This window comes from Bifidobacterium sp. CP2 (genome assembly GCF_018555635.1).
Classification (GTDB): domain Bacteria; phylum Actinomycetota; class Actinomycetes; order Actinomycetales; family Bifidobacteriaceae; genus Bifidobacterium; species Bifidobacterium saguinibicoloris.
This window is the reverse complement of record NZ_JAFEJX010000002.1, coordinates 212,527-234,839: the sequence shown is the minus strand read 5'-3', so window position 1 is coordinate 234,839 and position 22,313 is coordinate 212,527. Positions and strand designations below refer to the sequence as shown.

Annotated in this window: 12 protein-coding genes; 2 read left to right on the top strand and 10 right to left on the bottom strand. The window is 66.3% G+C overall.

Annotated features, from left to right (window positions below):
• Positions 1 to 134: 134 nt before the first annotated feature.
• The 10 genes from JS531_RS02355 to JS531_RS02315 all read right to left on the bottom strand — a co-directional run bounded on the left by JS531_RS02355 (position 135) and on the right by JS531_RS02315 (position 18,856).
• On the bottom strand, positions 135 to 2,858 hold the full coding sequence (locus JS531_RS02355; RefSeq protein ID WP_214312066.1) for a glycosyl hydrolase 53 family protein: 2,724 nt from the start codon (positions 2,856 to 2,858) through the stop codon (positions 135 to 137).
• A gap of 212 nt (positions 2,859 to 3,070) precedes the next feature.
• The gene (locus tag JS531_RS02350; RefSeq protein ID WP_214312064.1) at positions 3,071 to 5,875 is read right to left on the bottom strand and encodes a family 43 glycosylhydrolase; all 2,805 of its coding nucleotides are present in this window, start codon (positions 5,873 to 5,875) and stop codon (positions 3,071 to 3,073) included.
• Positions 5,876 to 6,188: 313 nt separating this feature from the next.
• Complete coding sequence (locus JS531_RS02345; protein WP_214312062.1) at positions 6,189 to 7,244, bottom strand: LacI family DNA-binding transcriptional regulator; 1,056 nt, start codon at positions 7,242 to 7,244, stop codon at positions 6,189 to 6,191.
• A 65-nt stretch (positions 7,245 to 7,309) separates the two neighbouring features.
• Positions 7,310 to 9,448 carry a beta-galactosidase gene (locus tag JS531_RS02340; protein WP_214312060.1) on the bottom strand — a complete coding sequence of 713 codons (2,139 nt, stop codon included), beginning with the start codon at positions 9,446 to 9,448 and terminating at the stop codon, positions 7,310 to 7,312.
• Between the two features lie 190 nt (positions 9,449 to 9,638).
• A complete protein-coding gene (locus tag JS531_RS11225; protein WP_276313098.1) occupies positions 9,639 to 9,764 on the bottom strand; it encodes a hypothetical protein in 126 nt (41 codons plus the stop codon).
• Positions 9,761 to 10,750, bottom strand: a complete 990-nt coding sequence (locus JS531_RS02335) for a carbohydrate ABC transporter permease (RefSeq protein WP_214312052.1) — start codon at positions 10,748 to 10,750, stop codon at positions 9,761 to 9,763. The genes JS531_RS11225 and JS531_RS02335 overlap by 4 nt, the downstream gene beginning before the upstream one ends.
• Before the next feature lie 55 nt (positions 10,751 to 10,805).
• Positions 10,806 to 11,729: a sugar ABC transporter permease gene (locus JS531_RS02330; RefSeq protein ID WP_214312293.1), complete on the bottom strand. Its 924-nt coding sequence runs from the start codon at positions 11,727 to 11,729 to the stop codon at positions 10,806 to 10,808.
• 296 nt (positions 11,730 to 12,025) lie between these two features.
• Entirely contained in the window at positions 12,026 to 13,375 is a 1,350-nt protein-coding gene (locus JS531_RS02325) for a sugar ABC transporter substrate-binding protein (RefSeq protein WP_214312050.1), read from the bottom strand.
• A 394-nt stretch (positions 13,376 to 13,769) separates the two neighbouring features.
• Positions 13,770 to 16,118 carry a beta-galactosidase gene (locus tag JS531_RS02320; RefSeq protein WP_214312048.1) on the bottom strand — a complete coding sequence of 783 codons (2,349 nt, stop codon included), beginning with the start codon at positions 16,116 to 16,118 and terminating at the stop codon, positions 13,770 to 13,772.
• A gap of 212 nt (positions 16,119 to 16,330) precedes the next feature.
• Positions 16,331 to 18,856: a glycosyl hydrolase 53 family protein gene (locus tag JS531_RS02315; RefSeq protein ID WP_214312046.1), complete on the bottom strand. Its 2,526-nt coding sequence runs from the start codon at positions 18,854 to 18,856 to the stop codon at positions 16,331 to 16,333.
• Positions 18,857 to 18,973: 117 nt separating this feature from the next.
• Here JS531_RS02315 and JS531_RS02310 point away from each other — a divergent pair, with 117 nt between their 5' ends.
• Both JS531_RS02310 and JS531_RS02305 read left to right on the top strand, forming a co-directional pair.
• The gene (locus JS531_RS02310) at positions 18,974 to 19,909 is read left to right on the top strand and encodes an AraC family transcriptional regulator (protein WP_214312044.1); all 936 of its coding nucleotides are present in this window, start codon (positions 18,974 to 18,976) and stop codon (positions 19,907 to 19,909) included.
• Between the two features lie 123 nt (positions 19,910 to 20,032).
• Complete coding sequence (locus JS531_RS02305) at positions 20,033 to 22,243, top strand: sugar porter family MFS transporter (RefSeq protein ID WP_214312036.1); 2,211 nt, start codon at positions 20,033 to 20,035, stop codon at positions 22,241 to 22,243.
• The last annotated feature ends 70 nt before the right edge of the window (positions 22,244 to 22,313 follow it).

Below are 22,313 nucleotides of genomic sequence, written 5' to 3'. Positions count from 1 at the left end.
CAGCCTCCCAGCGAAGCAACCCGGACATACGATGACGGTCCGTTTCGCGGAGACCACTCCCCGTGAAACGGACCGTCATATCAGCGCCGGAACGAATCGGCGATCAGCCCAGCCAATCGCCGACCCATCAACCGCTACCGGCTGCGGCCGCGACGACGCAGCTCCAGCGCAGCACCGCCGGCCGTGAGCGCGGCCACCGCGAACACCACGGCGCCCGTCACGGACGCACCGGTCCTCGAAAGCCCCTCGCCCTTGGCGGACGGCTTCTTCCCGGCGGACGGCTTCGGCTTGTTCGCTTCGGTATCCGAACCGTCACCCGAACCGTTCTCACCCGAACCGGAACCATCCGTACCAGAACCGTCCGAGCCCGAACCGGACTTGGCGACGACCTTCACCACATACGATTCGGACACGTCCGGGTTCGACTTGAGCGTGACGGTGACCTTCGCGGCGTCGGAGGCGGCGGAGAAGTCGTACGAAAGCAGGAACTCACCGGAGCCCAGCTCGACGTTGCCCATGCCGGCCGGATAGTTGCCGACGACCTTGAGGTCCTTCGCCGGGTCGATCGCCGCACCCACCGTGTATTCCGTCTTGGACGGCGTGACGGTGAGGCTGGTGATCTCCTTGGTGGAGAGCGAACCCAACGCGGCGTCGACGAGCGCGGTCACGTCGGCCACGTCCTGCGCGGTGTAGGCGCTGCCGGCGAGCAGCACGTCCGCGGCGGCGAGCGCCGCATCCAGCTTGGCGAGCGACTCGTTGGTGTACCGGTCGCGGTCCACGGCCTTCGCCTTGGCGACCGCTGCGTCGAGCGCCGTGGTGTCCGGCTTGGCCGGGGTTTCGACCTTCTTGACGAGCGACACCTTGTCGACGTTGCCCCACGCCTCGGCGGGCAGGTCGCCCTTGATGGCGACGGTCACGGTGCCGTCGGCGCCCACGGTGACGGGCACGGTGGCGGTGTCGAACTTGATCCAGCCGTTGAGTTCGAGCGCGTCGGACGTGGTCTTGCCGCCGGTCGTGGCGGACAGAGTCAAACCGTCCGTGATGGACGAGTTGTCCTCGGCTGCGCCCTGGCTCATGGCGCTGAGCACGTATTCGCCGGGTTCGAGGCCGGTGATGGTCTGGGATGCGGTGAACGAGAACGCCTTGTCGGCCCAGAATTTGAGCGCGCGGGTGCCGTCGGCGGTGTTGCCGGTGTCGGTCGTGATGGAGGCGCCGGTGCCGGTGATGGTCCAGTTCTTGTCGTTGGCGGGGTTTTCGAAGCCGCCGTCGACGATGTAGTCCGTGGCGGAGGCGGCGGTCACGGTGATGGTGGCCGTCACGTCATGCCCGGCGTTGGTGATGCCGGACACGGTGTACGTGCCTGCGCCGCGGATCCAGTCGAGCGCGTCGGCCGACCAGGTGACGGTTTCGGTCTCGCTGACGCCGTCCTTGTACCATGCGGTCACCTCCTTGGGGAGGCGCGCCTTGATGTCGGCGACGGGGTCCGTGTCGGCCGCGACGATCGACACCGGATCGATCTTGGAGAACACGTGGTCGGTCACGGCGCCGGTGTGGATGTAGCTGAAGATGGGCAGGGAGGCGAGGGCCCTGCCGTCGAAGTCGAACAGCGCCTGGTTGTCCACGCCGGAGCCGCCCCAGTATTTGCCGGCGTCGTTGGGATCGTATTCGCCGGCGGCCTTGGTGGCCCAGCCACCGCCGTACGTGTTCCACTTGGCGACGAGGTCGGCGTTGTCCTTGCCGCCGGTGCCGACGGGCACCCAGGCGGGCTCCCAGTAGAAGACGCCGAGGCCGTCGTTGGCGCCGTCGCCGTCGTTGTCGCCCACGTTGTTGACCGCTTCGGCCACGGCGCGGATCTCGTCGGCCTGGCCCTGCGGGCTGATGTCGTACTTCTTCAGGTCGGCGGCGGCGACCTTCTCGGGCACGGTGTTGGAGTCGCCGTCGCCGTCGTCGAGCGTGTACGCCCAGGAGGTTTCGGCCACCATCACGTCCTTCTTGTATGTGGAGGCGACCTGCTTGAGCACCTTGGTGAGGTTGTCGGTGGTGCCGTGCCAGAATGGGTAGTAGGAGCTGGCGAACACGTCGTAGTCGACGTTGTGGCTGTCGAGCTGCTTGGCGTATGTGGCGTAGGTGCCGGCCTTCTCCGGGTTGGTGAAGTGGATGGCGACCTTCGCCTGCGGCAGCACTTCGCGCACGGCCTTGGATCCGGCGGAGAACACCTTGCTCATGCCGTCCCAGCCGGAGATGCCGGCGATCTTGGCGGTGGTCTCGTTGCCGACCTGCACCATGCCGACGTCGACGCCCGCGTCCTTGAATTCGGTGAGCGTCTGCTTGGTGTAGTCGTAGACGGCCTGGGCGGTCTTGTCGGCGTCACCTTCGAACGACTTCCATGCCTTGGGCGCCTGCTGTTTGCTGGGGTCGGCCCAGAAGTCGGAGTAGTGGAAGTCGACGAGCACCTTGAGGCCGGCCTTGGTGGCGCGTTTGGCCATGACGAGGGCGCGCGCGGCGTTGACGTTGCCGCCGCCGTAGCCTTGCCCGTCGGCGGTGAACGGGTCGTTCCACACGCGCAGGCGCACGTAGTTGACGCCCGATTCCTTGAGGAGGGTGAAGAGGTCCTCCACCTGTCCGTCCGCATTCTTGAAGGTGACGCCGCTTTCCTCGAGCGAGAGCATGGAGGAGACGTCCATGCCTCCGATGAAGTCGTCGCTCAATCCGTCGATGGCTTTGACGGTCACGTCGGCTTTGACGGGTCCGTTTTCGGCGGCGTTGGCGGGCAGGATGGCGAAGGCGCCGCCCGCGCAGAGCGTGGTGGCGGCTACGGCGGACGCGACGATGCGTCGCCATGTGGTGCGTTGGTTCATGGGGTTCCTTTGGTGCGTGATGGTTGTCGGGTTGTCGATGGCTGACGACGGCCGCCAATGGTCGCCGTCATCAGGCAGTTGTGCAGGGGTACGGGCCGTACGCCCGTGAGGTCTCCGATTCGGATGGCCCGGTTGGTCCGGCCGCAGGAGGACCGGGTTCCGGACCGTCCGTCATCGGGCGGTCCGGAATCCGGTTCTTCGGTTGGCTGATGTCAGTCGCGGACGCGACGACGGGCCACCAGCGCGACGCCGCCTGCGGCGAGCGCGGCCATCGCGAACGCCACAACGCCCGTCACGGACGCGCCGGTCTTCGGCAGGCCCTCGCCCTTGGCGGACGGCTTCTTCGACGGCGTCGGCTTGGCCGCGTCGTCGGCGGAACCGTCGCCCGCGCCATCGCCGGAACCCGGCTTGGACGGGTCGGTAGAACCGCCGTTGTCGCCGGAACCATCACCGGTGCCGTCACCCGAACCGTCGCCGGAACCGCCGTCGGACTTCGCGGCGACCTTCACGGTGAACGTGACGGTCTTGGACGGATCGGCCTTGGACGCGACGGTGACGGTCACCGCATCGGACACCGCGGAGGAGTCGAAACCGGACACCGTGTACTCGTCGGAGGCGAGCGGCAGGCGCACCTCCTTGCCCTGGCCGTCGAGGTAGACGGCGGTGACGGCCAGACCGGACGGGTCGAACGCGTCGCCCACCGTGTACTCGGTCTTGGAAGGCTTGGACGCGAGCTCCAGCGCGGAGACGGCGGGTGCGGCGACCTGCTTGAGCGAGAAGTCGTCGAACGACGCCCACGCGCCCTTCGTGGCGGTGCGGACCGACAGACGTGCGGTCAGGTCGCCGCCGGCGAAGTACACCATCGTCTTGGACTGGCCCCACACGTACGCCTTGGGGTTGGACGGGTCGGTGCCGGACAGCGCGACCTTCGAGGAGCCGAGCACGTCCTCGCCGTTCAGCAGGTCCAAGGTGATCTCGTCGAACTGGGCCGGGTCGCCCTCCGACCAGCCGGACAGCTCGTACCAGCCGGCGGGCAGGTCCTTCGCGGTCTGGGTGAGCGCGTAGTCCTGCGTGCCGGAAGTCCAGGAGCCGAGCGCGTAGCCGCCGTCATGGGCGTCCTTGTTCTTGACGCCCACGGCCGCGTTGTTGACGCCGTTGCGGCCCGTGATCGTCCATGCGCCGTCGCCGAGCGAGCCCTCCTCGAAGCCGCCGTTGACGAGGCGTTCGCTGGAGTCGATGGACGGGGTGTCCGGATCCGGGTTGTCCGGGTCGGTGGTGCCGCCGTTGTTGCCGTTGTCGCCGCCGTTGCCGTTGTCGCCGTCGGAGCCGTCGGCGCGCACGAGAGTGACGTCGTCGGCGCGCAGCAGGTCGCCGGCGTTGCCGTCCACGCTGATGCCGACGACGGCCTCGCCGCCGGAGACGGTGACGGGCACGCTGGTCTCCACCCACTTGCCGCCGGTGGATTCGGCGAGGCTTGTCTCATAGGTCTTGCCGCCGGAGACAGCGTACAGCTTCGCCTCCTTGAGGTTCTTGGTGCTCATGTGCTGCACGGACAGCGTGTATTCGCCGTCGGGGAACGCGAAGCGCGCGGGTTTGACGGTCTGCTCGATCTTCGCGGTGTACGCGGAGGCGGAGTTGAACTGGAGGTTGTAGTCGCCCACGCGACCGGCCTTGTCGGCGTCGTTGTAGACGGCGGCCGGGTTGGTGCGCGTCCATCCGGCCAGGTCGGGGATGTTCTTGCCGTCCTTGTCGTTGTAGCCGTTCACGCCGAGCGGGACGCGGTCGGCCTCGAACGAGCCGTTGAGCACGTAGTTGTTGTCCTTGCCGACGGCCCATTCGCCGGTGGCGGCGTCAAGCGACCACTGGCTCATCGAGTTGAAGCTGGGCGTGCCGTCCGCGGAGAAGGAGAGCGGGTTCCACTGGTTGTAGCCGAGGCCGTTGCCGGCGAAGTCGGCCCAGCGGTCGCCCGCATGGATCACGGTCTCCTGCTTGCTGCCGTGCACGGTGTAGTAGAAGCCGGTCTGGATGATGTGGCCGAAGTCCTCGCGGCTACCGTCCATGATGACGGTGCTGTTCGTAGGCGTGTAGGGGCCGTAGATGTTGTCCGCCACGAGGTAGTGGATGCGGGAGGAGTCCCAGCCAAACAGGTCGGAGGACGCGTAGTAGTACTTGTTCTTGTACTTGAACATGGCGTTGCCTTCGCGGCCCCTGCCTTGGTAGACCTTCGTGGGGTTGAGGAGGTCAACGCGGCCGTCCTTCTCGCCGATCTGCGCCACCCACTGGGAGCCGCGTCCGGAGCCGTACGAGTAGATGAGGTAGCCGGTGCCGTCGGTGTCCTGGAAGACCGACTGGTCGCCGGTGTTGGTGGTGCCGAGGCCGTAGTCCTTCATGTCGAGGCGGCGTTCCGCGGTGAACGGGCCGGTGGGCGTGTCCGAGGTGGCGAGGAGGACCTTCTTGTCGAATTTCTTGCCGGAGTCGTCGGTGGGCATCTCATGCTGGATGAGCATGGCGTACTTCTTGAGCGACTTCACGTAGGCGACGCCCATGCGGCACACCCAGCCGGCCTTGCGGCCGCCGAAGTCCGCGGAGAAGGCGTCGGCCTGCTCGCGGGTGAGCGCCTGGCCTTCGTTCTTCCAATTGACGAGGTCGGTGGAGCTGTAGACGTCCACGGACACGAACGTGTTGTTGTTGATCGGGTCGGTGGGCTTGGCCGCGTAGGTCTCGGCCTCCTTGAAGTGGACGCCGTACCAGTAGTGGAGGGTCTTGCCCGTTGCGGGATCGGTGAAGTCGAAGATGCCGCCGCCCTGCGAGTAGATGGGGTTGCCGTCCGTGTCCTTCCAGAACGTGTCGTTGGTGATGGTGGGCGATGCGGTGGCTGCCGTGGTTGCGGCGGCGGCTGCGGCGGCTGTCGCAGATGCGCCGCTTTCGGCGGCCGTCGCGGCGCCGGCGCCGGCGAACGCCATGCCCGATGCGATGGCGAGCGCGGTCACCGCCTTCATGAGATGCCGTAATGTCATGGTGTGATTGCTCCTTCGCGCACGATGGCGCGGTTCTCCTCCGAACACCCGGCCGGGAGCGCCTCTCACTGCATTGCGAGGCACCTCCGGTCGAGTGGTACAGCTGTGTACCATACGAGATGGAATCCTAGCAGTCCCCGCCTCTATGGTCAACCGGTGTACCACCGTGTTGCGCAGCCCTGCCGAATCAACACGTCACGAAACCGACCAATTACCTCGCAAAACCGCCCCTCAGCGAGGCAAGTAGGACAGAATCGACCGAACCGTTTCGCGGAGAAGGTACCCAGCGAAGCAACCCGTCAGCCCACCGCACCTACCGCGTCGAGGCGCGAGCCACCACACCGGACTCACCGGTGATGAGCTGCGGCTTCACCACGTCGCCGCGAATGCGCCCGAGGATGCGTTCCACGGCGGTGGGCGCGATCCATTCCAAGCGGGAGTCCATGGTGGTGAGCGGGATCTGCAGGTATTCGGCCTCTTCGGAGTTGTCGAATCCGATGATCTGCACGCTGCCCGGCACGTCGATGCCGGCGGCGCGCAGCGCGGCGATGGCGCCGATGGCGAGCTGGTCGTTCAACGCCACGATGCCGTCGAACGGCACGCCGGAGTCGATGAGCCGCTGGGTGACGCGCGCACCCACGCCGATGGTCCAGGTCAGGTCGGTGGCGCCCACGAGGCGCGGGTCGAGCGTGATGCCGCGTCGCATGCTCTCTTCGAGAATGCCGCGCAACCGCTGCTGTGCGTTGCCTTCCTTGGCGGCGAGCAGGGCGGCCTCGTCGTAGTCGCCGCGCGCGCCGACGACGGCGAGTCGTGTGGAGCCGCGGTCGTACAGGTATCCGGCGGCGGTGGCGGCCGCGGCCACGTCGTCGGTGGTGACGCGGTCGGCGAGCCCCCATGTGGTGCGCGAGCCGACCACGACGAGCGGGAAGCCGACGTCGAGGTCGTCGGGGGTGATGGTCTCCACTTCGCTCATGGAGAGGATCATGCCGTCGGACACGGTGGTGTTGAACCGTTCGAGCAGGTTGCGCGCGCCTTTGGCGGAGCCTTCCGCGTAGGTGGTGACGTACACGGAGTAGTCCTGCCGGCGTGCGGCGTCGATGACGCGGTTGGCGAGTTCGGCGAGGTATGGGGGCGTGAGGGAGGGGACGGCGAGGGTGATGAATCCGGTGTGGTCACGGTTGAGGTTGCGTGCGGCCACGTTGACACGGTAGTCGAGGTCTTTGATGACGCGCTCGACTTTGGTGCGCGTCTCCTCGCTCATGCGCCCGGTGTGGTTGATGACGTTGGAGGCGGTTTTGAGCGAGACGCCGGCGGCCTGCGCCACGTCGCGCAGCGTGACGCGCTTTCTGGCCGTCTTCGTCTCACCCATGCCGTTCGCCTCCATTGTTCTCGCACCGAACATCGGACCACGCCATTCTACCCGTTCGCAGGCCGTCAGCCTAGGGGCGTCGCGGTTTTGGTGACGAGCACGCCGTTGCGTCCGATGACGTAGGCGCCGGATGCGTCCGGAGCGTTCTCACAGGGTTCGCTGCGGTGGGCGACGACCGGTTCACCGGCGACGCCGGTCACGGTGACGGGCCGTCGGGTGCGGTTGACGCGGAAGTCGAAGCGGACGGAGCCGTCCGGCGACACGCGTGTGGTGTGGATGATCTGCGCGGCGAGGTCCACGCCCGTCGCATCGTCGCCTGCGACGAGGCCGCGCACGTCGGCCTCGTCGAGGAGACGCGCGATGTCGTGGCGGTCGAGGTCGCAGCCGACGTACAACGCGACGCCGTCGCCGTAGGGGTGGCGGACGATGGCGGGCGTGCCGTCGAGCTCCCATTCGTCGGCCGCGTCGCCGGCGTAGGCGGCGATGACGGTGGCGTCGGGCGCGACGGAGGTCACGTCGTTCTGCCAGAGTCGGGTGGTCAGGCCGTTCGTGAGGGTGATGGCGTCGGGTTCGCCTTCGGCTTCGGGCCCGAGGATGTTGCATTCCTCGGAGCGGATGCCGAGCATGCGGCGCAGGAGGCCGTCGCCGGCGCCCGGGTAGCCGCCGAGCCAGGTGCGGAAGTGTTCGTCGATGAGTCCGGTGGCGTAGCCGACGACGACGTTGCCGCCCTGTTCCGCGAACCGTGCGATGCGTCGCGCGTCTTCGGCGGACAGGACGAGCACGGTGGGCAGCACGATGGTGCGGTAGCCGCTCCAGTCGTAGGCGAGCGGGACCACGTCGGCGCGCAGGCCGGCGTCGAGGAAGCCGCGGTACCAGTCGCGCACGTCGTGCCAGTGGTTGAGTTTCATGCTGGGCAGGGTTTCGGAGCGGGTGGCCCATTCCGATTCGGCGGAGAAGAGGATCGCCGTGTCCGCATGTTCGAGTTCGGCGCCTTGCAATCCGGCGGCGGAGAGGGCTTCGAGCGCCTGCCCGAGTTCGCATACGCCGCGGAAGACCTTGCTGTCCTCCCCCGCGTGCGGGAGCATGGCGGAGTGGAACGCTTCGGCGCCGGAGGCGGATTGGCGCCATTGGAAGAAGTTGATGGCGTCGGCGCCCATGGCCACGTGGGCGAGGGCGTCGCGGACGAGTTCGCCGTGGCGTTTGCGCGCGTTGAGCGGCTTCCATTGGACGGCGGACGTGGAGTGTTCCATCACGTACCAGGGTTTGCCGAGTGCGAGGGAGTCCATGAGCGCGTCGGAGCAGGCGAGTTCGTCGAGGTGGGATTCGCCTTCGTGGAAGTAGTGGTCGTTGGAGACGAAGTCGACCTCGCCGGCCCACTGCGCGTAGTCCATGGTGCACTGGTCGGTGGAGACCATGAAGTTCGTGGTGAACGGCTTGTCGGGGCAGATGGCTTCGATGGCGTCGCGTTCGGCCTTGTAGAAGTCGAGGAGCATGTCGTTGCCGAAGCGTTCGTAGTCGAGCTGCTGGGCGGGGTTGACCATGCTGTCGCCGCCCATGTGGCGCGGCAGGAGGACCTCCTGGAACGTGTTGGCGTGCTGGGACCAGAACGCGGTGCCCCATGCCTGGTTGAGCGCGTCGATGTCGCCGTATGTGCGTTCGCACCATGCGCGGAAGGCTTGGAGGGCGTTGTCGGAGTAGTCGTAGCGGTTGTTCCAGCCGTATTCGTTCCCCATGTGCCATGCGGTGACGTAGGGGTTGTCCTTGTAGTGTTCGGCCATCTCGCGGCACAGGCGCAGCGCGTACTCCTTGAACACGGGACTGGTGGGCTGCCAGGATTGGCGGCTGCCTGCGTTGACGACGTGGCCGTAGCGGTCGATGGGGAGGACTTCCGGGTGCGTCTCGTACAGCCAGAGGGGCGCGGAGGCGGTGGCGGAGGCGAGGTCGACGGCGATGCCGGCCTTGCCGAGTTTGTCGATGACGCCGTCGAGCCAGTCGAATGTGAATTCGCCGTCGCGCGGTTCGATGCGGTCCCAGCTGAAGATGGCGAGGGCGACGGTGTTGACGTGCGCCTGCCGCATGAGGCGGATGTCGTCGTCGATGACGTCGTCCGGCCACTGGTCGGGGTTGTAGTCGCCGCCGTATGCGATGCCTGCGCCGTTGGGGGTGAGCAGCGCCGGCCAGCGGAATGCTCTGCGGGTTGTCATGTCGTGTCCTTCGTGTGCGCGTGACGTCTCCGGGGTCCGATGCGTTTGGTCCGGCGGGGACGTGCGATGCGTGTGTGGTACGGGAGTGCGGCGCCGAGGCCGTGCGTCTCCGTGCGATTGGTGGTCCGATGGCGTGGGGCCGTCGCCTTGGCGGCGGCCCCACGCTGCGGTCCGATTGTGTATTGTGCGGTCATTCCTTGACGGCGCCGGCGGCGAGGCCGAGCCGTGCAGCGGACGGTCCGGTGGACCGTCCGCCGGCGAGGGGGCCGATGGCGCCCATCGGCCCTTGACTGCTGGCCCGCGTGATGTCCGTCATTCCTTGACGGCGCCGGCGGCGAGGCCGGACTGCCAGTACTTCTGCAGGCACAGGAACGCGATGACCAGCGGGATGATCGTGATGAGGGATCCCGTGATCACGAGGTTCTGGATCGCCTGGCCGCCGGCAGTGCTGGCCTGGTCCTTCCACTGGTTCAGTCCGATGGTCAGCGGATACCAGTCCGCGTCCTTCAACATGATCAACGGCAGGAAGTAGTTGTTCCACGTCGCCACGATCGTGAACAGGGCCGTCGTCACGATACCCGGCGCCAGCAGGGGCAGGCTGATCGTCCAGAACGTGCGGAACTCCGACGCCCCATCCACGCGCGCGGCCTCCAACAGCTCGGTCGGCACGGCCTGCTCCGAGAAGATCCACATCAGGTACAGGCCGAACGGCGAGATGAGGCTCGGGATGATCATGGCCCACGGCGTGTTCGTCAGGCCCAGCTTGGCGAACAGGAGGAACTGCGGGACCGCCAGGGCGATGCCCGGCACCGAAATGCTGCCGATGATGACCGCGAACACGGCCTTACGCCCGGGGAACCGGAACTTCGCCAACGCGTACCCGCCCATGATCGCCAGCAGGGTCGCGCCGCCCGCGCCCACCACCACGTACAGGATCGTGTTGATGAGCCAGCGGCCGAAGATCCCGTCCTGGTAGGTGAACACGGTCGCGATGTTGTCCCACAAGGCGAACGAACGGCCGAACCCGAGACCGAACGTGGACGTGAAGTCCGCCTGGGTCTTCGTCGCGTTGATCATGAGGTACACGAACGGGAACAGGCAGTACACCGCGAAGATCGCGCACACGACCGTCATCCACGTACTGCGGCGCGGATTGTTCACGTTCGCGAACCCGCTCTTCTCCGCGCGCCTGCGCTCCGCCGCCTCGTCACGGGCGACGCGCTTCTGGCGCGCCTTCTCCGCCTTCCTGGCGGCCCTCTCCTGCTCGCGCAGCGACTGCGCGGAAGTGGTTGCAGCACTCATGTTCACAGCTCCTTACCCATCGACACCGTCATCGAAACCAACAGCACGGGACCCGTCACTTCATCTGCTCCTTCATGCTGTTCAGCTGCACCGCGTACGCGATCGCCATCGTGATCACCGCCATCACGATCGCCAACGCCGCAGCATAATTGCTCTGGTTGCCCGAGAACGACAGGTTGTACGCGTACATGTTCGGCGTGTAGTACGTCGTGATCGCATTGCCCGGCACCATGTTCTGCAGAATCGAAGGCTCGTTGAACAACTGGAACGAGCCGATGATCGAGAAGATCACCGTGATCGCCAGCGAACCCTTGAGCTCCGGCAGCTTGATGCTCTTCACGATCTGCCACTCCGACGCGCCGTCGATCGACGCCGCCTCATACAGCGAATGCGGGATCGTCGACAACGACGAATAGAAGATCAGCATGTTGTAGCCCGTGAACTCCCACGTGTTGATGTTCCCGATCGACGCCAACAGCACGTTCGGGGCGAACATGTCCAAATGAGTGCCCAACGCGCCGTTCAGGGAGCCCACCAGACCATACTTCGCGCCATACACGAAACCCCAGATCAACGTGGACACCACCGCCGGCACCGCATACGGCAGGAACGTCGAGATACGGAAGAACTTCGTGCCATGCAGCTTCATCGAATCCAACGCCAACGCCATCGCCGCCGCCAGGAACAACATGATCGGCACCTGCACAACAGTGAACAACGCCACACGACCCACCGACGACCAGAACTGCTGATCACCAAGCAGACGCGCGTAATTCTCCACGCCAACGAACCGCGTACCACCGATCATCTGCTTCTTGAAGAAACTGATATAGATGGCGTACACGATCGGGATGATGAACACGAACACGAACACCACCGCGAACGGCCACATGAACTTCCAACCACGCCAATCCGCCTTATGCCTATTCTCTCGGGCCGCGGCGGTGTGCCGGTCCGCTTGTGCGGGCAGGACGCCCATGGGGGCCGTTCCTGCGGTCGCTGTCTGTGCTGACATGATGGTTCTCACTTTCTGGAGGCCGGTCCCGTCATGTCGTTCACGGAGCCGGGGTAGTTGATGATGGCGGCGGGAACCGTCGCCGGGCATGACGAGGCGGGGACACCCCTTTGGGGAGCATCCCCGCCTTCGGGTTGTGGAACGTGCCGGCGTTGTCGGCGGTACGGGAAGGAGGACGACCGGAGGGAGAGGAAGGAAGGTGTGTTGGCCCTCCGGTCGCATACCGTGCCGATTGGAGCGGGCGCCGGCCCGTCACGTCGTTACTTCACGGTGACGGTGTAGCCCTGCTGTTCGCCCTGCTCGGCAAGCTTCTTGCCGTAGTTGGTCAGGGCCTGCTCGAGGGTGATCTCCTTGGTGTAGGCCTTGGAGACCTCATCACCGTAGGCGGACTGCGCGAACGGGTTGTACGGCAGGTACTGGAACTTCTCAGTCGGACGCTGGGCCGCTTCGGAGAGGACCTTGTTGACGTTCTGGCCGCCGAAGTAGTCGTTGGTCTTCTTGTTGCCCTCGGTGGTCGGGTCGGTGAAGGAATCGGACTGGAGGATCTTCTTCAGGGACGGGAAGGTACCGGTGTCGGCCATCTCCTGGGCGCCATCGCCGTGGGTCATGTACTCGACGAACTTGTAGGCGGCGGCCTGGTTCTTGGAGAGCTTGACGACGGAGAGCGCGGAACCGCCATCCTCGGCGGAGACCTCCTGGCCCTCCTCCCACTGCGGCAGCTGCGCCACGCGCCAGTTGCCGGCCTGGTCGGGGGCACCGGTCATGAGGTTGATCGGCATCCAGGCGCCGATGGTCAGGGAGGCGAGCGTGCCGTCGTTGAGCTCACGGTTCCAGTCGTCGGACCAGTTCGGGGTCTTGGTGTCGACGAGGTCCTCGTCGATGAGCTTCTGGACGAACTTGATGTAGCGCTGCATGCCCGCGTCCTTGGTCATGTTGATGGTGATCTTCTCGCCATCGACCTTCCACGGCTTGGCACCGGCCTGCCAGATCTGCGCGGTGAACGGCTGATAGTCGCCGGAGGTGCCGGCGAGGTTGGTGATGTAGGAGCCGGTGGCGCGGATCTTCTTGGCGGCCTCGTAGTAGTCGTCCCAGGTCTTGATGGACTCGCCGTCCACGCCGGCCTTGTCGAACACGGCCTTGTTGTAGAAGAACATCTCCGGGCCGGAATCGATCGGCAGCGCGTACGGCTTGCTGTTGTACTGGAGCTTGTTCCACGGACCGGCGGCGAAATCGTCCGCGAGCTTGTCGGCGCCGAACTCGGAGAGGTCGACGAGTCCGTCGGTGACGGCGAACTGGGTGACGGTCGGGTCCTCGAGCATGACGACGTCCGGGGCGCCGTTGCCGGCGGCGATCGCGTTGGAGAGAGCCGTGGAGGTCTTCTCGGCAGTGCCGGTGTTGTTGAACTTGACGGTGATGCCGGGGTTGGCCTTTTCGAATCCGGAGATGATCTTCTTCATCGAGTTGCCGGAGTCCCATCCCCAGAACACGAGTTCGGCCTTGTCGGCGTCGCCCTTGTTCGCGTCGGCGCCGTTGCTGGAGCCGCAGGCGGCGAGGCCGACAAGGGTGGCTACGGCCGCGGTGGCCGCCACGATCTTCTTGATGTTGCGCATGATGTGTTCTCCTCCGTGAACCTCGGGCCTCCGCCCCGCCGCCGTCCGTCGCGCTTCCGTGCGCTCCGGTGCCGGTGCGGCCGATGTCCTTGGCTGACTTCTTTGTGTTTGTCCGGGTGTCTGCTGTGGTACACCCGTGTACCAACAACTCCTATGATACAACCGTGTACCAATTTGTCAAAACAACGCGACACGCCCGAATTTCCAAGGATTTCGCAGCTTTTCCCACATTCGTCACCACATAGGAATCGACATGCATCATCGAAAAACGACAACCATGAACCTCGTCCCCACCATGCGGAACGCCCATACCCAGGCCCCTCCCCCGATACGACGATGTCCGACGCACCAGCCTGAGCCGGTTCGCCGGACATCGTTCACCGCATCGCCCCGATCACCGCCGGAGCACGTCATCCAACGGCGCCTGATACACGGGCACCAAGTCGACCCGCTGCAGAGCACCCGTCAACCGCTCGACACGTTCCATGCGCGCGGCCATCGCCGATTCCACATCGACGGTGACGCCCTCCTTCACCGGGGTGATGGTCAGCACCATGCGGCCGCCATGCCGCGCCAGGATCCGCGCATGCTCGCGCAACCCGACCTCCCAGACGTCGCCGTTGGAGAAGTCGTCATCCACCAGCGTTCCGCCGCACCACAGCCATCCGACGTCGCCGGCATAACGGATGCGCAGACGCGCATCGACGACGTCCCCTGCGCCTTCCGCATCATCGGAACCCGTCAGCGCATCCACCACCCCTTCGGGCAGCGTGATCGCATACCGGGTGTCGGACAGACGCTCCACGGTCGGAGCGGCGTCCGCCGCAAGCCCGCCCCGAGAGAACCGGAGGACGGAGGAACGCGTCACGCCGCCGGCCGAACACACGCACGCCCCCACATCCGGTTTCACGGATTCGACCACAAGACGTCCGTCGGACGCGAATACCGCCGCGGCATCGTTGGCGATGGTGCCGTCCCGCATGTCGCGGAACGCGTCGGCGTCGACGAACACCAGCCTGCCATCGCCGTCCACGCTCATCGCCTCGGCGTACGCACGCGACAGGCAGACGACGTCGACCGTCCCATCCCCCTCGCGGACCGTGAAGCGGTCGATGTCGCGATCCGGCGGCACGACATGCGTCAGCCCGTCCGCGAAACGGAACCAACAGCGGTCCATGCCCTCGGGACGCAGGAACACGGCGGTCCGACGGCCCGCAACGGCCTCGTCGACGACGGTGACCGGCTGCGCGGTGGCGGCGTCCAACGTGACGCCGCCCAGGTCGAGATTGAACGGCAGTATGCAGTTCTCCCCCGAAGCGAGGCCGACGCCGTCGAAACGGATCGTGCGTCCGGAAGCAAGCGTCACCTCGATGGTCTCGCCGTGCTTGGCCGGCGCATCGGCGTGATCCTGGAAGTTGCAGATGAAGACGAAGCCGCGTTCGCCGTCCGAGCGGACGCACCAGCGCAACGGCTCCACATCCTTCGGGACGATGCCGCGCTGGTCGTCCGGCACCACCGTCGGCAGCGGGCAGAGCCGCTCGCCGAACGCGGCGGCGAACCGGTGCAGCGGCTTCAACCGTCGATACGATTCGCGCGTCTGACCATACGAACCGAGTGCGGCCTGGAAGTCGTAGGAGATCTTCGTCGTCTGGCTTTCGTTGAGGTACACGCCGTCGCCGATGGGATTCGTACCGCCGTGGAACAGGTAGTAGCCGAGGAAGTTGCAGCCGGACGCCATCTTGATGTTGGCCATCGCGTCCACGGACCGCATCGGCAGCACGAACCGGTACCGGTAGGAGCTGAACATGCCGCCGCCCATCTCGCAGCAGGCGTAGGGCTTGCTTTCCGGCTCGTAGGCGGGATCGAACTCCTCGTTGCGCGGGCAATCCGCCGCGTTGAAATCACGGTACAGGTATTCGTCGGTCACCGGATGCTCGCCGGGGCCTGCGTAGAACAGCCACGGCCGGTACGGGTATCCTCCCCACAACGGCAGCACGTCGTCCGGCACCGCCGCGCCGCCCCACGCGGTGGCGGTGAAGAACGGCACCGCCACGCCCTCGTCGAGGGCGATGCGGCGCAGCGCGTCGATGTAGGCGACGCCGTCATGCCCTCCGGGAACCCACTCGTCGGAGGTACCGGTGGTCATCTCCCACGGCGCGGACGAATGCATGTACTCGTTGTCGAGCTGCGCGGCGATGACCGGACCGCCGTCCTTGAAATACAGCCCCTCGAGCTGACCTGCGATGTGCCGGTACCAGTCCCGCACCCGTTCCAGGAATCCCGGATCCAGGGAACGCACCTCATACGGCTCGCCGTACAGCCAGTCGGGCAGACCGCCGTTGCGCGCCTCGCCGTGCACGAACGGGCCGATGCGGACGATCACCTTCAGCCCGTGGCTCGCGCAGAGTTCGACGAACCGGCGCAGGTCGCGGCGTCCGGTGAAGTCCCATACGCCCTCGTGCTCCTCATGGTGGTTCCAGAACGCGTAGGTGGATACGACGTTGACGCCGCCGGCCGCCATCTTGGCGAGTTCGGCGTCCCATCCGGCGGGATCCAGACGAGAATACTGGCATTCGCCGCTCACCACATACCACGGCCTGCCGTTGAGGGTCATGTACCGGTTGGTGAATCCGATGACGTCACCGTCGGGAGCGGTGGCATACCTCGGATCCACGATGGGGAATGCGGAGATCCGTGTGCCGGTGGCACCGCGGAGATCGCAGGTATGGATGGATTCGGACATGATGATCACACTTTCCTTGTCGTTGTGCTCGTTGCTGCCTGTCATCGCATGGACCGCTCGCCGTCCTGCGCATGCCGTGCCATACAACCCAGGGCGGGCGCCCTCGTCGGATGACGAAGACGCCCGACCTGGGGATTCGGTCGGCGACCGACCTGCCGGTACCCGATCGGCGCGGAACCGATCAGCGCGTCGCCCGACCGGTGCGGAACCGATCAGCGCGTCGACCGGCGCCTGCGCCAGGCCATCAGGACGAGACCTGCCATGGCCGACAGCCCGCATGCGGCGGCCACGAGCGCGACCGTGGCACCGGTGCGCGACAGCTCCTTCGTCCCGTCGGTCTTGTGCTTCGGGTCCGCGGTGACGGCGCCGCCGGAACCCTCACCCGCGGAGCCGTTACCGGAACCATCCTCGGAACCGGGCTTCTGCGTGTCCGTGCCCGGACCGGGCGTCGGATCCGGCGTCGGCTCGGGATCGGGGTCGGGGTCGGGCGTCGGCGTGGTGGAGACCAGCGCGTCGAGCGCCCCATTCACCAGCGTGGTGGCCTTGGCGATCGATTCGGAGGTGGCGGCGGATCCGGCCGCGACGACCTTGGCGATCTCGACCGCCTCGTCGAGCTTGGTGAGCGATTCGGCGGTGTATCCGTCACGGTCGATGCCTTCGGCCTTGGTGATGGCGGCGTTCAGGACGTCCATGCCTTCCGGCTTCGAGGCCTGGGTGAGGGTGAAGTCGTCGATGGTGCCGTACAGGCCGCCGGCGAGCGCGGCGTCGAGGGTGATGGTCACGGTGCCGGATTCGCCCACGACGATGTTCGTCACGGTGGCGGTGGAGTCGAGTTCGGTGTTGATGGCGGTCATCGGATTGCTGTAGTCCTTGCCGTCGGCGCTGGCCTTGAGGGTCATGGCGTCCGTGTCCGACATGTCGGTGCCGCGCACGGTGGCGGTGAGCTGGTAGGTGCCGGGCTTGAGTCCGGTCACGGTCTGCGTGGCGCTGAACTTGGCGCCCGCGCCGCCGTCCTTGCCGGACCAGTAGTACAGGCCGTAGCTGCCGTCGGAGGAGTTGCCGCTCTTCTTGCGGAGGAATTGGGCGTCCGCTTCGGAGGACGGGTCGAGCGTGACGGTCCAATTGGTCATGTCGTCGTCCTCGAAGCTCGGGTTGGCGAGATGGTTGGTGGGGGTCACGGTCACGACGGCCTTCGCGGTATGGCCGGATGCGGTGATGCCGGTCACGGTGAACGTTCCGGAACCTTGCGCCCAGTCCAGCGACTTGCGCCAGGTCACGTTCTCCTGCTCGTCCTTGCCGTCCTTGTAGGTGAGGGTGACCTGCTGGGGCAGGGTGACGGGTTCGCCTTCGGCGACGGTGATGTTCGTGTCCTCGACGCCGAGGAACGTGTGCGGCGCCGCGGCGCCGGTGCGGATGTAGTTGAATGCCTGGAGGGATCCGAGCGCGTTGCCTTTGGCGTCGAACAGGGCCATGTTGTCCCATCCGGAGCCGTCGGTGGTGCCGGCCCAGCCGCCGGACTTGTAGTAGCCCTTGGCGTATTCGCTGATCCAGCCGGAGCCGTACTTGCGCCACTTCTCGCGGTTGGCTTCGATCTGTTCCGGGGTGTCGGCCGGGCCGACGGCGATCCATGCGGGCTCCCAGTAGAAGAAGCCGAGGCCGTCGTCGTGTCCGTCGCCGTCGTTGTCGCCGATGCCGTTGACGGCGGCGGCGACGTCGTGGATGTTGTCGGCCTGGCCTTGGGCGCTCACCGGGTAGGCCTTGAGCTTGTCGGCGTTGTGGGGGCCGTAGTTGTTCTTGTAGCCGTCGGTGTCCGCGATCTGGTAGGGCCAGGCGGTTTCGGCGATCATGACGTCCTTGTGGTGGGTCTTGGCCACGGTCGTGAGCACGTTCGCCACCTGCGCGATGGTGGTGGAGCCCCAGGCGTAGAAGGACATGGCGAAGACGTCGTAGTCGATGCCCTGCTGTTCGAAGTTGTCCGCCCAGGAAGCCTTGGCCTTCTGGTTGAAGTGCAGCGCGACCTTGGTGGTGTGCTCGCCGTTGGCGTCGGTTTCGGGGTAGACCTCGCGGACGGCCTGGCTGCCGGCCTTGTAGATCTTGGCCATGTTGTCCGCGCCGGAGATGCCGGTGATCTTGTTGTTGGATTCGTTGCCGACCTGCACCATGCCGACGTCCACGCCGGCGGCCTTGAACTTCTCCAGGGACTCCTTGGTGAAGTCGTGCACGGCCTGGGCCATCTTGTCCGGTTCGGAGACGTACTGCTTCCACGCCTTCGGCGCGGGCTGGCCGTCGGGCCAGAAGTCGGAGTAGTGGAAGTCGACGAGGACCTTCATGCCGGCGGCGGTGGCGCGCTTGCCGATCTGGATGGCCCGGTTGACGTCCACGTTGCCGGCGCCGTAGCCGTTGCCGTCCGCGTCGAACGGGTCGTTCCACACGCGCACGCGGGCGTAGTTGACGCCGGCGTTGCGCAGTATCGTCACCGCATCCTGCACCTGTCCCTGCGGGTTGCGATAGGTGACCCCGCTTTCCTCCTCGCTGAGCAGCGAGGAGAAGTCCGCGCCAGCGATGAAGTCGGATCCGAGTCCTTCGACCTTCTCGACGTTCACTTCGCCTTCCGGCACCGCGTCGGCCGCGAAGGCCGGGAGCGCCGTGCCGGTGAACGCCATCGCCGCCGCGACGGCGGCACCCAGGGCGCGTCCCCATCCCGTGCGCCGTTGCCGGTTTGCTGTCCGTTGTGTCATTGTTCCTCCGTTCCATTCCTTCCGCATAGATGCACCGGTGTATCTATCGCGGTACAATCAATCACACACGCATCGACGCCGCCACACACGCACCATCACACCGCAAAAGAGACAACAATGACCAAGAAAGCGACAACCGCCGCATCGGCGCATACGGCGCCGACGATCATCCATCCAGTGGAGCAGGGCGTCATCCCCAAGGAATCGACGCTGCTCATCACATCGCCCGGCACCGACGCCAGACGCACGCTGCTCTACCCGCTGCGCATCGGACGGTTCACCTACCGTCCGGGGTTCCGCCTCGAACGCCAACGCTTCGACAGCTTCCTGCTCGGCGTGGTCACGGAGGGCACGCTGCACGCGACCATCTGGGCGGACGACGTCCCCCACCACTACGACGTCGCCCCGGGCCACGTCTTCCTCTTCGACACCTACCTCCACCACGAGGGACGGGCGGACACGCTCACCCGCACCAGCATGATCCACTTCGACGGGGCGCCGGCCCGCACCTACTACGAACGCATCACCGCATCCTCCGGCAACGTGTTCCCCATCGACAACCCCGCCGCGTTGGAGAACACCATCGACGGACTGCTCGACGCGTACTCGAGCGGTTCCGGGAACATCGACCTCATCGGCGCACGCGTCCTCACCGACCTGCTCACCGACCTGGCCATACGCCGGACACCCGGCGAGAGCGACGCCCTGTCCGCCGTGCGAGAGACGCTCACGTTCCTCGCCGAGCATTACGCCGAGGACGTCACCGTCGACGCGCTCGCCCGCCGCGCCATGATGAGCTCGAGACAGTATCTGCGTAAATTCAAGGCGCTGACCGGCACCACCCCGTACGCCAAGCTGACCGGCATCCGCATGGACCATGCGCGGGAGCTCCTCACCCGCACAACGCAGCCCGTACGGCAGATCGCGAAAAGTGTCGGATACCCCAATCCGAACGCCTTCACCACCGCATTCAAGAAGAGCGTCGGCATGACGCCGGCACGATACCGAAGCATCGAAAGCGACACGGGCGGCGACGCGCGGCCGCTTCCATGATCGGGTGGCGACGGACCGTATCGAATTCGGCAGCCGTGCGTGAAATACGCAATGACGAAACAACCTCTCCCCGCTAGTATGGGCGGTAATCCCCCATCGCTGTGTTTTTGAGAGGAAGAGCATATGGCGGGTCTGTTTCATGCTGTCTCGAAACAGCAGAACCCCCTGGGAACCGCGATCCAGATGAACGGCTCCGGCCGCTACACCTTCGGCCTGGCGCTCAGCGCCGGCCTCGCCGGCCTGCTGTACGGCTACGACACCGTATCCATCTCCGGCGCCATCGACTTCCTCCGCATGCGATACTCGCTGAGCACCACCATGGAGGGCCTCGTCATCTCCTCCATCATCATCGGCGCCGTGGCGGGCGCGGCGAGCGCCGGCTTCCTCTCCGACAGGTACGGCAGGAAGCGCATCCTCATGCTGGGCGGCATGTTCTTCCTCGTGGCCGCGCTGTGGAGCGCGTTCACGTACGGACCGTACGACCTCATCACCGCACGCGTCGTCGGCGGCTACGGCATCGGCCTGACCGCGGCGCTGGCCGTCACCTACATCACCGAATCGGCCCCCACCGGCATCCGCGGCACGCTGGCCTTCTCCTACCAGCTGCTGGCCGTGTGCGGCATCTTCATGACGAACGTCATCAACTACATCATCGCCTCCTACGGATCGTTCTTCTGGGACATCGGCTTCGGCTGGCGCTGGATGCTCGGGCTCGGCGCCGTGCCGGCGGCCATCTTCCTCGCCGCCATGTGGCATGCGCCGGAAAGCCCCCGCTTCCTCATCCAGAACGGCCATCCCGAACAGGGCTTCGCCATCCTCGAGCAGATCATGGGCACGGAGAAGGCGCGCGTGCGCACCGACGACATCCAGGCGTCCGTGCAGCTCGAGAAGGAGATGTCCAACGAGTTCACCGACCTGTTCCGCCCGGGCCTGCGGAAGGCGCTCGTCATCGGCGTCTTCCTCGCCGTGTTCAACCAGGCCATCGGCATGAACGCGATTTCCTACTACGGCCCGGTCATGTTCTCCCGCATGGGGTTCGGCGGCGACACCGAATTCCTGGCCTCCGCGTGCGTGGGCGGCGTGGAGCTGGTCTTCACCGTGGTGGGCCTCTATCTCATCGACTCCGTGGGCCGCAAGAAGCTCCTGGAGTACGGTTCGATGCTCATGTTCCTGTTCGCCATGGGCATCGCCGGCTCGTACTTCTCCGGTCGTTCACTGCTCACGCTCGTGTTCGTCATGCTGTTCACCTCCGCGTTCGCCATCTCCATGGGCCCGATCCCGTGGATCGTCATCCCGGAGCTGTTCCCCACGTTCCTGCGCGGCCGCGCCACCGGCCTGTGCGTGATGTGTCTGCTGGTCACCAACGGTCTCATCGCCCAGTTCACGCCGCTGATGATCGACCGGCTCGGCGGGGGCGTCACGTTCCTCATCTTCGGCGTCATCGACCTCCTGTGCCTCATCGGCGTGCTCATCCTCGTACCGGAGACGATGGGACGCACGCTCGAGGAGATCGACCACCTGTGGCAGCCGCGCACCCCGCTGGCCGCCGCCAAGTACACGCTGAGCTCCGCGGACGCGAACATCCGCCATGCGGAGGCGACGCTGGCCCGCGTGGAGAACGAACGCCTGCAGGCCATGGGCATCATGGAGGCCGCGGAACGGTCGCGCATCAGCGCGCAGAAGACCATCTTCGCCATCGAGGCGGAGGAACGCGAGCAGGCGGAGCGTCTGTCCGCCGCGCGCCGCGCCGAGGACGCGCGCCGGGCCGCGCACACGGTGGTGGACGACACCACCTCGCAGCCGGCGCCGTACCCGGAGTCCACGGCCCTGCACCGTGCGACGCGCGCCGTGCACGACAGCGCCGGCGTGGACCTGTCCAGGTATGGCGACGACCAGGACACGCTGCTGTCCGGCCCCATCCTGTTCGGCCGGCGGGATGACGCGCAGACCGTCACGCCGGCGTCGGCCACGCCATCCGCCGCACCGGCCGTTCCGGCGCCCGCATCCGCCCAGTCCGCGGCGATGCCGCCCGTCCCCATGCCGGACGCCGGCGCCCACTCCACGGACGGCGACGCCGCCCCGGTTCCCGCGCCGCCCGTGGAGGATTGGCCCGACGACGGCCGCGTGCCGGACCTGTCGGGTCTGCCCGACATGCCGGTGCCGTCCTCGCGCAGGACGCGCACGATCCCCGATTCGGCGATGCCGACGATTCCGTTGCCCGTATCCGTACGCCGTCCGGCGATGTCGGCCGCGGCGAGCGCCGCGGAGGATGCGCGCGAGGCCAAGGCCATCGACGACGCGTTGGACACGCTCGACGCGCTCATCAAGGACTGACAGACATCGTCGCCCATCCCGACGGCCCTGCGCTTGTGCCTGCCGGCCGCCGTACGGCCGCCATATATGT

What these genes read in the sequence shown, in the direction of transcription:
- JS531_RS02315 (WP_214312046.1), bottom strand. Translation starts at nt 18,856, where the DNA reads ATGACACAACGGACAGCAAACCGGCAACGGCGCACGGGATGGGGACGC.
- JS531_RS02305 (WP_214312036.1), top strand. Translation starts at nt 20,033, where the DNA reads ATGGCGGGTCTGTTTCATGCTGTCTCGAAACAGCAGAACCCCCTGGGA.
- JS531_RS02330 (WP_214312293.1), bottom strand. Translation starts at nt 11,729, where the DNA reads ATGGGCGTCCTGCCCGCACAAGCGGACCGGCACACCGCCGCGGCCCGA.
- JS531_RS02320 (WP_214312048.1), bottom strand. Translation starts at nt 16,118, where the DNA reads ATGTCCGAATCCATCCATACCTGCGATCTCCGCGGTGCCACCGGCACA.
- JS531_RS02325 (WP_214312050.1), bottom strand. Translation starts at nt 13,375, where the DNA reads ATGCGCAACATCAAGAAGATCGTGGCGGCCACCGCGGCCGTAGCCACC.
- JS531_RS02335 (WP_214312052.1), bottom strand. Translation starts at nt 10,750, where the DNA reads ATGAGTGCTGCAACCACTTCCGCGCAGTCGCTGCGCGAGCAGGAGAGG.
- JS531_RS11225 (WP_276313098.1), bottom strand. Translation starts at nt 9,764, where the DNA reads ATGACGGACATCACGCGGGCCAGCAGTCAAGGGCCGATGGGCGCCATC.
- JS531_RS02355 (WP_214312066.1), bottom strand. Translation starts at nt 2,858, where the DNA reads ATGAACCAACGCACCACATGGCGACGCATCGTCGCGTCCGCCGTAGCC.
- JS531_RS02310 (WP_214312044.1), top strand. Translation starts at nt 18,974, where the DNA reads ATGACCAAGAAAGCGACAACCGCCGCATCGGCGCATACGGCGCCGACG.
- JS531_RS02345 (WP_214312062.1), bottom strand. Translation starts at nt 7,244, where the DNA reads ATGGGTGAGACGAAGACGGCCAGAAAGCGCGTCACGCTGCGCGACGTG.
- JS531_RS02350 (WP_214312064.1), bottom strand. Translation starts at nt 5,875, where the DNA reads ATGACATTACGGCATCTCATGAAGGCGGTGACCGCGCTCGCCATCGCA.
- JS531_RS02340 (WP_214312060.1), bottom strand. Translation starts at nt 9,448, where the DNA reads ATGACAACCCGCAGAGCATTCCGCTGGCCGGCGCTGCTCACCCCCAAC.